At 59.2% G+C, this 15,637-nt stretch carries 16 protein-coding genes, 3 pseudogenes and 1 riboswitch; of the genes and pseudogenes, 18 read left to right on the top strand and 1 reads right to left on the bottom strand.

Annotated elements, in window-relative coordinates; genetic code table 11:
• The 18 genes and pseudogenes from NBH12_RS10910 to NBH12_RS02575 form a co-directional block, all read left to right on the top strand.
• A pseudogene (locus tag NBH12_RS10910) lies at positions 1–160 on the top strand (IS607 family element RNA-guided endonuclease TnpB); the annotation flags it as partial.
• A gap of 290 nt (positions 161–450) precedes the next feature.
• Complete coding sequence (gene dnaK, locus NBH12_RS02655) at positions 451–2,331, top strand: molecular chaperone DnaK (protein WP_003832444.1); 1,881 nt, start codon at positions 451–453, stop codon at positions 2,329–2,331.
• Complete coding sequence (gene grpE / locus NBH12_RS02650; RefSeq protein WP_016462079.1) at positions 2,331–3,014, top strand: nucleotide exchange factor GrpE; 684 nt, start codon at positions 2,331–2,333, stop codon at positions 3,012–3,014. Before dnaK ends, grpE begins: the two co-directional genes overlap by 1 nt.
• Before the next feature lie 178 nt (positions 3,015–3,192).
• A complete protein-coding gene (locus NBH12_RS02645) occupies positions 3,193–4,206 on the top strand; it encodes a DnaJ C-terminal domain-containing protein (RefSeq protein WP_003827989.1) in 1,014 nt (337 codons plus the stop codon).
• A 155-nt stretch (positions 4,207–4,361) separates the two neighbouring features.
• A complete protein-coding gene (locus NBH12_RS02640; RefSeq protein ID WP_025221026.1) occupies positions 4,362–4,949 on the top strand; it encodes a heat shock protein transcriptional repressor HspR in 588 nt (195 codons plus the stop codon).
• Between the two features lie 130 nt (positions 4,950–5,079).
• Positions 5,080–5,176: riboswitch (TPP riboswitch) on the top strand.
• A 47-nt stretch (positions 5,177–5,223) separates the two neighbouring features.
• Positions 5,224–5,370, top strand: a pseudogene (locus NBH12_RS02635) (xanthine permease); the annotation flags it as partial.
• A pseudogene (locus tag NBH12_RS02630) lies at positions 5,361–6,137 on the top strand (acyl-CoA reductase); the annotation flags it as partial. The pseudogenes NBH12_RS02635 and NBH12_RS02630, both read left to right, overlap by 10 nt.
• Before the next feature lie 86 nt (positions 6,138–6,223).
• Entirely contained in the window at positions 6,224–6,994 is a 771-nt protein-coding gene (locus tag NBH12_RS02625; RefSeq protein ID WP_217296683.1) for an SDR family oxidoreductase, read from the top strand.
• A gap of 112 nt (positions 6,995–7,106) precedes the next feature.
• Positions 7,107–7,778, top strand: coding sequence for an HAD family hydrolase (locus NBH12_RS02620; protein ID WP_049137545.1), 672 nt, complete (start codon positions 7,107–7,109; stop codon positions 7,776–7,778).
• A 151-nt stretch (positions 7,779–7,929) separates the two neighbouring features.
• The gene (locus NBH12_RS02615; protein ID WP_052829310.1) at positions 7,930–8,655 is read left to right on the top strand and encodes a DedA family protein; all 726 of its coding nucleotides are present in this window, start codon (positions 7,930–7,932) and stop codon (positions 8,653–8,655) included.
• 318 nt (positions 8,656–8,973) lie between these two features.
• The gene (locus NBH12_RS02610) at positions 8,974–9,780 is read left to right on the top strand and encodes a P-loop NTPase (protein WP_052829311.1); all 807 of its coding nucleotides are present in this window, start codon (positions 8,974–8,976) and stop codon (positions 9,778–9,780) included.
• Between the two features lie 16 nt (positions 9,781–9,796).
• Positions 9,797–10,816 carry a TadA family conjugal transfer-associated ATPase gene (locus tag NBH12_RS02605; RefSeq protein WP_080989042.1) on the top strand — a complete coding sequence of 340 codons (1,020 nt, stop codon included), beginning with the start codon at positions 9,797–9,799 and terminating at the stop codon, positions 10,814–10,816.
• 253 nt (positions 10,817–11,069) lie between these two features.
• Complete coding sequence (locus NBH12_RS02600; protein ID WP_003827998.1) at positions 11,070–11,537, top strand: hypothetical protein; 468 nt, start codon at positions 11,070–11,072, stop codon at positions 11,535–11,537.
• 22 nt (positions 11,538–11,559) lie between these two features.
• Positions 11,560–12,216, top strand: a complete 657-nt coding sequence (locus NBH12_RS10905) for a tadC protein (protein WP_065453975.1) — start codon at positions 11,560–11,562, stop codon at positions 12,214–12,216.
• Positions 12,217–12,507: 291 nt separating this feature from the next.
• On the top strand, positions 12,508–12,795 hold the full coding sequence (locus NBH12_RS02590) for a DUF4244 domain-containing protein (RefSeq protein ID WP_014483306.1): 288 nt from the start codon (positions 12,508–12,510) through the stop codon (positions 12,793–12,795).
• Between the two features lie 16 nt (positions 12,796–12,811).
• Positions 12,812–13,192, top strand: coding sequence for a TadE/TadG family type IV pilus assembly protein (locus NBH12_RS02585; RefSeq protein ID WP_003828001.1), 381 nt, complete (start codon positions 12,812–12,814; stop codon positions 13,190–13,192).
• A 43-nt stretch (positions 13,193–13,235) separates the two neighbouring features.
• Positions 13,236–13,613 (top strand): Rv3654c family TadE-like protein, encoded by a 378-nt coding sequence (locus NBH12_RS02580; protein WP_025262679.1) that lies wholly within the window; start codon positions 13,236–13,238, stop codon positions 13,611–13,613.
• Between the two features lie 64 nt (positions 13,614–13,677).
• Positions 13,678–14,808, top strand: coding sequence for a diacylglycerol/lipid kinase family protein (locus NBH12_RS02575; protein ID WP_250819141.1), 1,131 nt, complete (start codon positions 13,678–13,680; stop codon positions 14,806–14,808).
• A gap of 78 nt (positions 14,809–14,886) precedes the next feature.
• Here the strand turns inward: NBH12_RS02575 and NBH12_RS02570 are convergent, their stop codons facing one another.
• Positions 14,887–15,486: a TetR/AcrR family transcriptional regulator gene (locus NBH12_RS02570; RefSeq protein ID WP_065454054.1), complete on the bottom strand. Its 600-nt coding sequence runs from the start codon at positions 15,484–15,486 to the stop codon at positions 14,887–14,889.
• Positions 15,487–15,637: the final 151 nt, after the last annotated feature.

The following is a 15,637-nucleotide window of genomic DNA, read 5'->3' as shown; positions in this document are numbered from 1 at the left end:
CCCGGAGACGTCAAACGCGCGTGGAGGAAGCGGAAGACAGACCCGCCTTGAGTGCGGGACAATGCGGCATCCGGCGAAACGCGAACCAAGCGGCGGCGAGAGTCGCGTGAGACTTGGAGCTGGCCTTGGCAACGAGGCCATGCAGATGACTTCGCTCTAGCGACAAGCTAAAACAAAGTCATCTACAACGGCTCCGAACAGTAGTCCACACCGCGTCAGTTGCTGAGTGCCCCCGCTGGCGGGGGCTGTCGGCGAAGCTGACTGGGGGTGTCTCAGAGCCGCTCCAAAAAACCTGAGCCTAGATCGCTCAACTTTTGTGATAAATTTGGGAATAGAACTTGCCAAACAGAAGTTGAGTGATGTAGGCTCAAGTTTTGGAAGGCCCAAGAACCAACCAAGGAACTTGAGCGAACAACGTAAGAACAAACGAATAATTAAGGAGCACACATTATGGCACGTGCAGTTGGTATCGATCTGGGCACCACGAATTCCTGCATCGCTACGCTGGAAGGTGGCGAGCCCACCGTTATCGTCAACGCTGAGGGCATGCGCACCACCCCGTCCGTGGTCGCGTTCTCCAAGTCCGGCGAAATCCTCGTCGGCGAGGTGGCCAAGCGTCAGGCTGTGACCAACGTTGACCGCACTATTTCTTCTGTCAAGCGTCACATGGGCACTGACTGGACCGTCGACATCGACGGCAAGAAGTGGACCCCGCAGGAGATTTCCGCACAGATTCTGATGAAGCTGAAGAGGGACGCCGAGGCTTACCTCGGTGAGCCCGTCACCGATGCTGTCATCACCTGCCCGGCATACTTCAACGATGCCCAGCGTCAGGCCACCAAGGACGCCGGCAAGATCGCAGGCCTGAACGTTCTGCGTATCATCAACGAGCCGACCGCAGCTGCTCTGGCCTACGGTCTGGAGAAGGGCAAGGAAGACGAGCGCATCCTGGTCTTCGACCTCGGCGGCGGCACCTTCGATGTCTCCCTGCTGGAGATCGGCAAGGACGACGACGGCTTCTCCACCATTCAGGTGCAGGCCACCAACGGCGACAACCACCTCGGTGGCGATGACTGGGATCAGAAGGTCATCGACTGGCTGGTCGGCGAAGTCAAGAACAAGTACGGCGTTGACCTGTCCAAGGACAAGATCGCTCTGCAGCGCCTGAAGGAAGCCGCTGAACAGGCCAAGAAGGAGCTGTCCTCCTCGACCAGCACCTCCATCTCCATGCAGTACCTGGCCATGACCCCTGACGGCACCCCGGTGCACCTGGACGAGACCCTGACCCGTGCGCACTTCGAGGAAATGACTTCCGACCTGCTGGGCCGCTGCCGCACGCCGTTCAACAACGTGCTGCACGACGCCGGCATCTCCGTGAGCGACATCGACCACGTGGTGCTCGTCGGTGGTTCCACTCGCATGCCCGCCGTCAAGGACTTGGTCAAGGAACTCACCGGTGGTAAGGAAGCGAACCAGTCCGTGAACCCGGATGAGGTTGTGGCTGTCGGCGCTGCCGTGCAGTCCGGCGTCATCAAGGGCGACCGTAAGGACGTCCTGCTGATTGACGTGACCCCGCTGTCCCTCGGTATCGAAACCAAGGGTGGCATCATGACCAAGCTCATCGACCGCAACACCGCCATTCCGACCAAGCGTTCCGAGGTCTTCTCCACTGCTGAAGACAACCAGCCGTCCGTGCTGATTCAGGTCTACCAGGGTGAGCGTGAGTTCGCTCGCGACAACAAGCCACTGGGCACCTTCGAGCTGACCGGCATCGCTCCGGCTCCGCGTGGCGTCCCGCAGATCGAGGTCACCTTCGACATCGACGCCAACGGCATCGTGCACGTGTCCGCCAAGGATAAGGGCACCGGCAAGGAGCAGTCCATGACCATCACCGGTGGTTCCGGCCTGCCGAAGGACGAGATCGACCGCATGGTCAAGGAAGCCGAGGCTCACGAGGCTGAGGATAAGCAGCGCAAGGAAGACGCCGAGACCCGCAACCAGGCTGAAGCCTTCGCTTACTCCACCGAGAAGCTCGTCAACGACAACAAGGACAAGCTCTCCGACGACATCGTCAAGGAAGTCACCGACAAGGTGAACGCTCTGAAGGAAGCCCTGAAGGGTGACGACACCGATAAGGTCAAGACCGCTCAGGGTGAGCTGATGACCTCCGCTCAGAAGATCGGCCAGGTCCTCTACGCCCAGCAGGGTGCTGAAGGTGCCGCGGCTGGTGCCGGTGCGGCCGGCGCTTCCGCTGGCTCCGCCTCCGGTTCTGACGACGACACCGTTGAGGCCGAGGTCGTGGACGACGATGACAACAAGGACAACAAGTGATGTCCGAGTTCAACAAGGACGACTACCTGAACGACCTGCCGGATCCCTCAGATGCTGAGGCTGCCGGCCAGGCCGCTCAGGCCTCTTCAGGGGCTGACGCCTCCGCCGAGTCCGGCTCTGCGCAGGATTCGGCTGCCCAGGCTCCTTCCAATGAAGGAGCCGACGCGGCTCCTGCCGCAGCTGAGGGAGAGAAGTCGGATGCCGGAGAGAAGACTGGCGAAGGCCAGTCCGATTCCGAAGACACCCTCACCCCTCTCGGCAAGGCCAAGAAGGAAGCCGCCGACTACCTCGAAGCCCTGCAGCGCGAACGCGCGGAGTTCATCAACTACCGCAATCGTGCGCAGAAGGAGCAGGAGCGCTTCCGCCAGCACGGCATTATCGACGTGCTGACCGCGCTGCTGCCGGCCCTTGACGACATCGACCGCATTCGCGAGAACAGCGAGATGGACGATTCGTTCAAGGCGGTGGCTGCCAAGATCGACAAGGCTTTCGAGAAGTTCGGCGTCGAGAAGTTCGGCGAAAAGGGCGAGGACTTCGACCCCACCAAGCATGAGGCAATCCTGCACAAGCCGGATGCCGATGCCGACAAGGAAACCGTCGACACCGTGGTGGAAGCCGGCTACCGTATCGGCGACCGCGTAATCCGCGCCGCCCGAGTAGTAGTAGCCTCCCCGCAAAACTGATAACGGCCAGCTCGCTAACGAGCTGACATTACCTTGGCTCCCGCTGGTGGGAGCTGGCAGCCGAAGGCTGACTGAGGGTGGTCAAACACTGAATATAAACCACCCTCAGTCGCGCTTCGCTCGACAGCTCCCGCCAGCGGGAGCCAACCATAAAGACTTTTCAAGAAAGGAGACATGAATGGCTGAAAACGAATGGCTCAGTAAAGACTTCTACAAAGTCCTTGGTGTCTCCAAGGACGCTTCGGACGACGACATCAAAAAGGCGTACCGCAAGCTCGCCCGCAAGTACCACCCTGACGTCAACAAGACCAAGGAAGCCGAGGAGAAGTTCAAGGACATCTCCGAAGCCTACGACGTGCTGAGCAAGAAGGAAGATCGCCAAAAGTACGACGCGATTCGCCAGTTCGGCATGGGCGGCGCCCGCTTTGCCGGTGGTTCCGGTGCCGGCGGCTTCGACGCTTCCGGCTTCTCCGACATCTTCGGCTCCATGTTTGGCCAGGGTGCCGGTGGCAACGGTTCGCGTATCCGCTTCTCCACTTCGGGCGGCGGCAACCCCAATCTCAACGACATCTTCTCGATGTTCGGTGGGGCCGCGGGGCAGGGTGCTGGCGGCTACGGCCAGCAGGCATACGGTAACGCCGGTGGCTACGGCTATGAGGAAGCCCCGCGCCCCGAAAACGGCGAGGACCGCAACTCCAAGATCAGCTTGACCCTTCGTCAGGCGGTCAAGGGTGCGACCGTGTCCCTGTCCGTGGATGGCAAGAAGTTCAAGGCTCATGTGCCCGCCGGCGTCAAGGACGGTCAGAAGATCAAGCTGGCCGGCAAGGGCAAGCCGGGCATCAACGGCGGCAAGGCCGGCGATTTGTACCTGCACGTCACCGTCAATCCGGATTCCACGTTCTCGATGCGCGGTCGTGACATCGTCATGAACCTGCCCGTCACCGTAGGCCAGGCCGTGGCCGGCGGCAAGGTCGACGCCAAGGATATCGATGGGAACCTGGTTACCTTCAAGGTGCCCGCGGGCTCCAGCTCCGGTGCCGAGGTCAAGTTGGCCGGGCTGGGTGTCAAGCGTGGCAACCAGCCGGGCGACCTGATCGGCCGTGTGCAGATCATGGTCCCTGCCAAGCCGGGTCTGGCGGTCAAGCACGCCGCCAAAGAATTCGACGAAAAAGCCGGCGACTATCTCAACTAACAGGGGCTCCCGCTGGCAGAAGCTGAATGAACGCAATCTTGGCTCCCGCTGGTGGGAGCTGTCAGCCAAAGGCTGACTGAGGGTGGTCTTGGCTCCCCTCTCTGAGGGGAGCCGGGAATCGAACCGAAGGCTCTCAAAATCACAGGAGGTGAACAATGGTGCGGTTAGCCAACCAGATGAAGCAGTTGTACGCGATGTGCGCAACCGCGCTCGTGATGGGCAGGGCCGATCTCGACGGAGCCGATGACGTCGGCTTCGACATCGAATTGCCCATCTTCACCGTCGGCCAGACCGCCGAGTTGGCCAACATTCACCCCCAGACCCTCCGTCAGTACGACCGCCTCGGTTTGGTTCGTCCGCAGCGCACGGATGGTGGCGCTCGCCGCTATTGCCTGCGTGACATTGCCCGCCTGACTCGCGCTCAGCGCCTGAGCCAGGACGAAGGCATCAATCTTTCCGGCATCGCACGCATTTTGGTCCTCGAAGAAGAGAATCGCCAACTGCGCCGCGAAGTCAAACGCATGCAAACCGGCGACCAGGAGAGCGTTTTCGCCGCAGGCCGTGACGGCAATATTGTGGAGGTACAACGCTCCAACCGCGCCCGCCTCTGGCGCAACGCCATCCGCCGCGAAACCCGCGAACTGCCCGGCCGCGATACTGCCGCCGATACCGCTGCCGGCGCCACCGGCGACTCCAACTCCACTCCCGCCGACTTCAAGTCCATGGTCCTGTGGGGTTGGTGAGTCTGGCCGCATTGCTTCGATTCCTTCTCCATTCGTAAAACTGTTTGTTATCTCGCATCGGGCAGCTGCCGAAAAAAGCACGAATTTTCTTGACGGAGATGTCAAGGTTTGTTACGGTGACGTGCGAAAACCGATTCGTAAGGGGTGCTTTAGGCTGAGACGGTATGTGCCGAACCCTTCGAACCTGTGAGCTAACACTCGCGTAGGGAATGCGACGGTTGAACTCCTCTGTTCGGCTCGGCATCCCATATGCGCGTTGAGAGAGAGGAAGCGTATGTCAATACGCAAGGAGCTGACCGCCCAGAACGTACTGCTGGGTTTTCAGCACGTGTTCGTTTCCAATGTTTGGCTTGATCCGGTATTCGTGGCAGGAGCGATTGGCTTACCTATCGCCCTGTCGTCGAACATGATTACGGTTCTTCGCAGACTACCAAATTGATTGCGGGCAAAGTCGCCGGATCCAAGCCCTGCCTAGGTTACGGAGCAAAAGTCGGGTTGGCGTTCATTGGCCGAGAGGCTTTGCGCCCTGATACCTATGCCGATACCGTGCATCGTGTGGCTGTTGACATCGCCACATATGACCAGCAAAGCTGCCTGGCTCCGCAGACCGTGTTCGTGGAGACTGATGGAGCCCTCACCCCTCGTGAAGTGGCTCAGCTGCTCGGTGGCGAGCTTGAGAATCAGCAGCGCAAATATCCGCGCTCCGTATTGAGTGACGCCGAGAACGTGGCCATTCAGCGGGCGCGCACCGACGCTGAGATGAGAGCCTTGATGGGCGGGAAGGCCGCGGTGTTCGCCAGTGGCCATAGCACGGCATGGTCGGTGCTGTATCGAGAACTTGACGGTAGCGGTGCCGACGAGGATGTTGCTTCGCTGATGTCGCCGTTGAACCGCACCGTCAACGTGGTGGCGGTGCCAGATTTGTTGGACGCCGCCAGAAGACTGACTTCCTGCCGTGGCTGGCTGCAGAGCTGCGGTGTCGCTGTGGATTCAACCAGACTGTTTGGTCTTGCAGATATATTGGCCGCGGTCGGTGTGAATCGCATCTGTCCGCTCGGTGAGATGGATCGGGCGAAATCCGGCTGGCATCATGATGGGGGCTTCAACCTCATCGATCTGTTGCGCGCGGTGGATGTCGAACGCGGCAGCGATGTGTACAGCGATTCGTTCGATATGGATATGGAATAGGCCTGTGCCGTTGCGGGCAGCAGGGGCTGGTAGCAGGGCGAAAGGCAAGGGTAATGACAGAGCAAAGCGATATGGCACGGCGTCCAATGGTGAATCTGGATGGCAGAACAGCGATCATCACCGGTTCCGGCAAGGGCATAGGAGCGGCCGTGGCGAAATGCCTGGCATCGCACGGAGCCGCTGTCGTTATCAATTACGTACATGACGCCGCCAGCGCGCAGCGCACTGTTGAAGACATCCACTCACTGGGAGGCTTGGCTATAGCTGTACAGGCGGATGTTTGCGATGAATCGCAATCTTCCAAGCTGGTGGGTACCGCTGTCGACTCATTCGGCGGCGTGGACATCTTAGTGAATAATGCTTTCGGACGCTTCTCCTTTGATCCGCGTCGCCGTTCCACTTTTGCTGGAGGCGATTGGGATGAGTTTGGCGCACAGATCGAGGGATGCCTGCATGGTGCATATCTGATGTGCTCACATGTGGTGCCGCTGATGCGAGCCCAGACCTCCGGGCGTATCATCAACATCTCCAGCAATCTGGTCGATTCGCCCATCGTGCCCTACCATTCGTATATCACTGCCAAAGGCGGCTTGGTCGGCATGACCCGCTCTCTGGCCCAGGAGCTGGGCGGCTTCGGCATTACCGTTAATGCCATTGCCGCAGGTTTGACGACCGGAACCGCATCCAGCGCAGCCGCCACCGAGGATGTTCGTGAACGAATCATTGCCATGACGCCTCTTGGCCGCCTTGCCCGTCCCGATGACATCGCCGGAGGGGTCGCGTTGTTGGCGTCCGACATGGCCGGCTTCATTACCGGGCAATGTCTGCACGTCGATGGTGGTTTGACCATGCGCTGAAGTGCAGGAGCGGTGTGCTGACGCGCTATGGTTGTCGCATCCGGTTGGTGCAATGGAATGCAGCAAGAGTAAAAGCGCCGATTGGCGTGTGGTCATGCGAACGGAGGTAACCATGCTGCTCAAAGCCGTGTTCTGGGATTTGGACGGTACTCTCATCGATTCTGAGCCGCTCTGGCATGACGGTGAGATTGAGATTGCGCACAACAATGGCGGCGAGTGGAACGAGGACCTCGGTTGGGAGTGCTCCGGCACTCCGGTGCCGCACGTGGCGGAGGTCATGATTGCGCATGGCTGCACATTGAGCGTTCCCGAAATCGACAAGCAGCTCAAGGATTATGTATTCAAGGCGGAGGTCGAACGTCTGCCGTGGATTCCTGGTGTGCAAGACGTGCTGCGTTCGCTCAAGGAAGCCGACATCCCATCCATGCTGGTCACTACTTCGCCTCGCCGCATGGCCGAGAACATCATGAAGCAGGCTGATGGATTGCTTGCCGGCTACGTCTGCGGCGATGATCCGTACGAGCACAAGCCGAGCCCTGCCCCATATCTGGCCGCGGCTGAGAGACTCGGCATCGCGCCTGAAGACATGGTCAAGTGCGTGGTAATGGAAGATTCCTCATCCGGCCTGCGCTCCGGCGCCGCCTCGGGGGCCACACTGATTGCGCAGACTGGCTGGATTCGCACCGACACTTCCGGCCTTGGCCAGTTTGCCTCCATCGACTCGTATGAGGGCATCGATGCGGCCGCGCTGGACGCCTTTGTGCGGCAGCGTCTGGGGGAGTAGAAATTTCGTTTGTATTGCGGAGTTTGTGTGGGAAACCCCCAGTCGACCTGATGTTATAGGCCGGCTGGTAGGGTGTTTGACGGTTTGCATATAACTGTCTGGTTCATTGGGCTGGCAGCTCAATACAAGATTTAGTACTCATAGGAAACACATGGGCTTCGTTAATTTCATCCTCGAACTGCTGAAGGATCCGCGTGCCGCGATTGCCGGTTGGATTGCCATGGGTGTGGCGCCGACCCTCAGCTTTATCTTCCTCATCGTATTTATCGAAACGGGTGTGGTGTTCTTCCCATTCCTGCCGGGCGACTCCCTGCTGTTCGCCGCCGGTGTGTTCGCCGCTCCCGATGCCGCGACCGGCAAGGCTGCGCTGCCGCTGTTCTGGCTGCTGCCGGTGGTCTGGTGCGCCCCGATTATCGGTGACCAGTGCAATTACTTCATTGGCCACTTCTTCGGCCGCCGCATTATCCAGTCCGGCAAGGTGAAGGCCTTGACCCCGGAGCGTTTGGCCAAAACCGAGCACATGATTGAGAAGTGGGGCCCGCTGGCTGTGTTCCTGGGCCGTTTCTTCCCGTTCATTCGTACGTTCATGCCGTTCATCTCCGGTATTTCCGGCATGCGTTGGAGCCGATTCACCCCGTTCTCGGTGGCTGGCGGCCTGTGCTGGTCCACGCTGTTCACGCTGCTGGGTTACTTCTTTGGCAATATTCCGGCCGTGCAGGATCACTTCGAATTGGTGATCGTGCTGATTCTGCTGGTTTCGCTGGCTCCCACCATCATCGGTTTGCTGAAGGCCAAGTTCGGCAAGAAGAAGCCGGAGTCGGTTGCCGATTCCCAGCTGGATACGATGGAATCCGGTATCGAGAACCTTAATAAGTAGTTTTTGGTGCTGTAGGGTTCGTTTCTTTTCCAAGCCCCGTTCCGCATGTGATGTGCGGAACGGGGCTTTGTTGTGTTATCCACATTGTTGGTGGACAACATGCCGGGGTGTGGATAATTCGGCAAGCTGGAACCACAGAACCTGATTTCGGTTGAAATAGGTTGGCTCGCACGGTTCAATCTCCCTATGAATATCGACACATCCTCTCGCACTGTTCGCGTTGCTCGCTCTCCGGCAGCGGCCGTTTCGTCCCCTCCCCAGTCCGCTGGGGTCGGGCCCTCCCCGCCGCCGCGCTACTACACCCCTCCTCCGCAACCAATGGCTGCGTATGAGAGAAAACGGTCGAACAGGACTCCGGAAGAATCGTTCTCCACGAACGTGGCATTGCACAATATTGTGACCGTGACTTCGGGTCACGGTGGCGTGGGGCTCAGCGTCATGGCCTCTATGCTTGCGCTGACGCTCACGGAGCGTGGGCAAAGCTGCGTGCTGGTCGATGCCGATTTCGTGGCGGGATGCTTGGATCTGCTGCTTGGCCTCGAGCGTGAGCCGGGTCTGCGTTTCAGTCAGATAGACGCTCCGTTGGGCCGTATTGAAGGAGCGGCACTGCGTCATGAGCTCATTGACTGGGAGGGTATTCGTGTGCTGCCGTGCGATCCCTGGAGCACGCGGCAGCCTGAATGGTGGGAAGTGCAGGCCGTGATTCGGGCACTTGCCGAAACGCACGATATTGTCATCGTAGATGCTGGCCAGGGAGGCCTGATTGAAACAGTGAGTGACTTGCGCCATGGAGTGCAGGTGATGGCCGCGGAACTTTCGGTAATCGGTTTGGCTCGGGCCAAAGCCCATCGGCTCAGATTGTCCGCATGGGAATGCGGGATTCCCCATATTGTCGGCATCGAACCGAGAGGTACGCCGCGAGGTCGCGGGAGCGTGGATGTTGCCGAAACCGAAGATTATCTGAGCGCTGCAGTGGTGGGTCCCATCCGTCTGACTTCCAGCTTGTGCGGTGATGTGCTTGAGGGATTAGGCATCCGATCCGTGCCCAAGGGAAGTCGTAAGGCCATCGAGGCGCTCGCCGATGCGGTGGAGCGGGATATTCGCGCTGGTGCTCGGGCTGCCTGATTGAAGTGGGGATATCATGACGGCATTGCATCGCGCAGGCATGTTTTTCGGGTTATTGGATGAGCTTGCTTCAGATGATCGAGTCACTGATATTGCGGTGACTTGTGAGGGCCGCGTCTGGGCGGATCGTGGCAGCGGTATGCGGGAGCATATCTTGCAAGTGCCATTCCGATCGCCGCAAGTGGTGCGTGATTATGCGGTGCAGTTATGCGCGCAATTGGGGCGCCGCTTGGATGATGCGTGCCCTATTGCCGATGCTTCCAATATGCATGGTGTGCGTGTCCATGCGGTGATAGCGCCGTTAGTGCCGCAGGGGGCGTCGATTTCCATACGATTCCCCGGCAGCGAGGTGGCATCGTTGCAGCGGCTTGCCCAGTTGGGCATGTTTCCTGCCGGCTGGATTTCGGTACTAAGCGGGCTGGTGAGCAAGAGAGCCGCCGTGCTGATTACTGGCGGTACCGGCGTGGGCAAGACCACCCTGGCAAAGGCGTTGCTTGCGCAGTGTGATGCGAATGACCGTATCGTCACCGTGGAAGAGGTGCGGGAGCTTGGCGATTTTGGCCATGGGAATCATGTTTCCATGGCGGCGAGGGAAGCGAACGTTGAAGGCGAAGGTGCGGTGGGCCTTCCCGATTTGGTGAAAGCCACGCTGCGCATGCGCCCCGACCGGGTGGTGTTGGGGGAATGCCGTGGCGAGGAGATTGTGGATCTGCTGAGGGCGTTCAATTCCGGCCACCGGGGCGGCATGACCACCTTGCATGCGAACAGCGTGGCGCAAGTGCCGCAGCGTTTGATCGCACTGGGATTACTGGCCGGGGTGGCTCCTCGTGCATTGGCCATGCTTGCCGAAGGCGCCTTCGATGCGGTGCTGCATCTTGAACGAGTGGACGGCCGTAGGCATATTGCACAAATCGGCACTTTGCACGCCTCGTATGGTGAATTGCAAGGCGTTCCATTGGTGGCTTGGGACGGTTCGGGCGAGCCTCGATATTCACCTCAGTGGCGTGATTTCGCGGCATTGTGGGGCTGTAGCTAGGGGTGGGATATTGCTCTGGTGTGTGATGCTGACGATGGTCGCTGTGCTGATATGGCCTAGTCGCCAATCTGGGGTTGTTGATCGTCTGCGTGATGTGCGGAGTCTTTCTGGAAGGCTCAATCGAGGTGCTGGTGGAGGTTTCGTGAGCCGGAATGGGTGGGACTCGAACGTCGGAGGTGGTGCTGGGCGTAGAACGACAGCAGCATTGCCGAGGAGCGGAATCGCTCAGGTATTGGCCTCCGCCATTGCTCGCATGGCAGGTGGAGGAACGCTGGTGGAAGCGTTCGAGGAGCAATTCGGCGGACGTTTTGCCGTGCGCAGGCTGACCCCACAACGCCTGACCGACTTGTTTGAGCGGCGACGATTGCCGGACGAATCACGCGCGCAGTCCGTGCGTGCCGCCATGGGCGCTGCTGCGGCAGCGACAGTCAGCGAGGAATTGGGCTGCCGTGCCGTGCCCTGCTTGGAGGCGGTATTGGATGTCTACTCGCATATGAGATTGATGCAGAACATGAGGGCGCAGGCCTTCGCCGTGCCTCAAGCCACGGTTGGTTTGCTCAGCGCGTTGCCGGCAATCGCGGTTGTGTTGGGGGAATTGATGGGAGCTCACCCCTTGCTGTTCTTGTTCGGTTCTCAACGCGGCCTAGTGTGTTTGGTGTCGGGCGGATGCTGCTATGTGGTCGGTCTGGTTTGGATGCGCGCCCTGATGCGAGACGGCTGACAGCTATCGGGGTGAGACGAAGATGATTGGAACATGCATTGCATCGGGGTGCGCGGCGTTCGCATGCTGGCTGAGCATGGTGAAGCCGCGTGCAGCCAGTCGTCTGCCTGACATTGGGCAATGGGCGAATCATGACGAGCCTGTTGTGGTTGCCGATGCGGCATGGACCATGCTGGTGCTGCGGATGGTGCAAGTGTCCCTGCGGCAAGGAGCCTCGGTTCCGCGGGCCCTTGATGTTGTGGGCCGCGCTGTTGGAGGCGCATACGGTCGATGCTTAAGCCGCGTGGGTGAATCATTATTGCGCGGCGTCTCATGGTCGGACGCATGGTGTGCCGCCTTAGCCGGGGCGGATGCTTCGGCGGGGATGAATCATTCCGCTCGTTTGGGTGGCGCAAAACGGCGGGGCCGGTCAGGGCAGCATGGCGATACGGATGGCGGTGCTGGTGACATCGCACTGGGCATGATCCGCGAGTCTTTGGAACCGGCTTGGTTGCAAGGGGATTCTCCCGGAGTGCTTATCGATGCTGCTGTCGAACAGCTTGATAAGGATGAGCGAGCGCGTATAGAACGTGCCGCTGCCCGTTTGTCCGTGCGTTTGCTGATGCCGACTGGCTTGTGCTTTTTGCCGGCGTTTGTCATTGTCGGAGTGCTTCCAGCAATTGCTTCTTTCCTGATGTAGGTTTCTTCTGGCCTGTTTTGGTTGTCTCGTCTTGCGTTGTGCCATCGTCTTGCGTTGTGCCATGACGCATGGCTGGTGGTTATCCACTTTTGTTGTGGGTGACACGCCGCGGTGTGGATAACTTGGCAAGCTGGAACCACATGTGCTGTTCGCTGATGCGCCGCACGCCGGATTGCTTCACAGTGGAACTCACCTCGCGTCACAGTGTTCGGCGCGAGGGCCAAACGCTATCGCACGGAGTCAGGAGAGCGCACGATTGATGTGGGCCTTCCCGTGGGGAAAGGAATACCGATGGACACGCACATTCCCATCATCGTTGATGGTCAAGCGGGCATATTTGCCCACAGCAAAGCCAAAATCGCAGAGCTCAACGCCCGTGCCAAAGAACGGCTATGCCTCATGGATGCACGGATGCGCACGCTTATGGCTGAGCCGGAAGAAGGAGCGGCCACAGCCGAGTACGCGGTGGTGCTGATTGCCGCCACCGGGTTCGCGGCGCTTTTGGTCACCATTCTGAAGTCGGATGCCATTAAGACGTTGCTGACAAATCTGATCAAAAAGGCGTTGAACGTCGGGTGAGCGACTCGGGAGGGCAATGAACATGAGAAAAGGTCTCAGCAGATGGCTCGCCCGTTTGCCGCCTGTGCACAATGAGGGTGCGGCCACGGCCGAGTTCGCGGTAGTGCTGCCCAGCGTCATTGCAATAACGGGGGTGTTGCTGACGCTTACCCGAGTGGTTGCGGTATCCATGGATTGCCAAAGTGCCGCAACGGCATCCGCGCGTGAATTGGTGGTTTCTGATGATGAATCCGCAGCACAACAGGCTGCCGTGAATATTGTGGGAAGCCGAGTGGATGTGACTGTGCATCAGGAAGGCAGCTTGGTGCGAGTGGCGGTCGAATGCCCCGTTTTGCCAGGGCCTTTGAATGTGACTCCTACTCGGGTGCATGGTGAAGCTGTGGCTGCGCGGCAATAACACACACGGTCGGTCGGGAGGGGGAACGACGATGGCGGCATGTATGCCACGTATGTCACGTCTTGAAGAAGGGTCAGGCACAATGGCCGGTGTCATGCTGGTCATGCTGGTTGGGGTGGCTCTTTCGGCAACGGCGTGCATTGGCAATCTGGTGGTTTGCCAAAACCGGGCACGTTCCCTAGCTGACCTCATCGCTTTCGATGCCGCCTATGCCGCATGGCATGGGTGGGCGGACGATCCATGCGCGTTCGCAGGTCAGCTGGCCGTATCCAATAGCGTCGCATTGCCCGATTGCATGGTGCAGTCGGATGATGTGCAGGTCACCGTGGCAGTGGATACTGCAGTCCCATTGACGCCGCGCGTGCAGCGAACGGCTCTTGCCGGACCGGCGGAATGCGATAAGGGAGGTGCTAGTGAGTAACCACACAGCATAAAACAGGGCCGCATTCTAGCGGACTTTCGCCATCCTTGGCTAAGGTAAAAGCATGAGCGAGAGTGAACACAACGAGCGCCGCAGCATCGTGGCAATGGTGGGAAACCCCACCTCCGATAAAGGACGCGGTGCCAAGGTGGATGCGCAGGTGCTGAATCTGCTGGAAGAGGCAGGTCGCTCCCATAATTTTGAAGTCATCGACATTACCGGTACGAGTTTCGAGGATTCATTGCATCAGGCTCGTGAACGGTCGCATGAGTATGACTACTTGGTGGTGGTCGGTGGCGACGGCATGATAGCGCTTGGCGCCAATGCGGTTGGGTGCAGCGGCAAGCCTTTGGGTATTGTGGCCATGGGGTCGGGCAACGATTTCGCTCGCGGGCTCAAGCTGCCGGTGAACCGTATTGAAACCGCGGTGGAAGGCATCGTGGGCGCCATCGTGCGCGGTTCGCATATCGATGTGGACATGGGCCGTGTGACTTCCTTGGAAGGTGGTTATGCGGTAGATACGTCCACCGGGGAGGAATACGAGTGCGAGGGCGACAGGTCCGCTGAGTATCCGATCGATCGCTACTATGCTGGCATGCTCTCCTGCGGTCTTGATGCGAGCATCAATGACCGTGCGAACCATTCGCGTCTGCCGACCGGCACCATGCGCTATTTCTTGGCGGTACTGGTGGAGCTGACGCATATGAAGCGTTACGGATACCACATCAAGGCCACGTTGGCCGATGGTTCCGTGGACGAGAGGGACATCATCACCCCGCTGTTGACAGTCGCGAATTCACGGCATATCGGTGGTGGTATCGAGGTATCGCCATACTCCTGTTTCTCCGACGGATTGCTGGATTTGGTGTGGATGGATCATGTGCCGAACGTGCGGGAGTGCGCAGTGGCTCTTGCGAATGCGTATAACGGCAAGCTGCTTGCCTCCGACGTATTTGGGTGGGAGCGGATTCGAGAAATCGAGGTCACTCGCGCAAACGAAGGCGATGAGCCTCCGGTGCTGATGGCTGATGGCGAATACATCGGGCATTTGCCGGTTCGTGTGGTGGCGGAGAATTGCGCGCTGCGCGTGCTGGTGCCGCCGGCCGTGGCGGCACGTGAGGTCGATTCCAGGCAGCAGGTGCTCGATGCCATCATCCGCGATGGCCGTGATCCCGTGACCGGACGCTTTAACTAGACGAAAATGCTTTGGCTCCCCTCTCCGAGCGGAGCTGTCGGCGAAGCTGACTGAGGGGAGGTCTGCCGCTGGCAGCGGTTATGCGATGTAGCTTTCGATGTGTAGCGTCTGTGCAATGACTTCCTTGATGGTGCGGTCGCTGACACCGGGGTGTGAGCGGATCAGGGAGATCAGTCCCACGTTGAGCGTGAAGAACGTCTCGTGGACGTTGATGATTGGCAGCCCATGCATCTGCTCGAAGTCGCGCACTGTGGTCTGGGCGATGTAGTCTGCGATGCGGTCGGCGGCCCGGTCGATGAATTTGATGTACAGTTCGGCGTTGCCGTCCTGGATCATCCGGTTCGAGAACGGGCTTTCGTCGGCAATGAGCGAACGCAGTACGAGAACGATTTCGTCAAGCGCCTTGTTCACGTTGCCGATTTCGCGGGCCTGGTTCCATTCCTCGAGCTTGGTGAGGATCTCATCGATCACATCATCCAGCACGGCGTCGGCCACGGCGTCCTTGTCGTTGAAGTAGTGGTAGAACAGCGATCGCGTCATGCCGACCTTGCTGGCGATGTCGGAGACGGTGATCTTGGAGAAGCCCTTTTCCAAGCAGATTTCGCGTGCGGCGCGCACAATGGACTCGCGGCGAGCGTCTCCGCGGTTGGCGCGCTTGTCCTCGAGAATCTGGCTCATGGGTGCCTCCTGAATGTAACTGATGTTGACACTATGTTAAACAAACGGGAGTACGAGGAAATACCGAACAAAATAACGTCAATTCCGAAACCGTGTGGTGCATGTCGCCCATGAGATCGCCAATATATCGACGAAGCAATGAACTGCTCGG

This window comes from Bifidobacterium sp. M3-N-101 (assembly GCF_023656805.1).
Taxonomy (GTDB): Bacteria; Actinomycetota; Actinomycetes; order Actinomycetales; family Bifidobacteriaceae; genus Bifidobacterium; species Bifidobacterium breve.
This window is presented reverse-complemented; position numbering and strand designations above follow the sequence as displayed.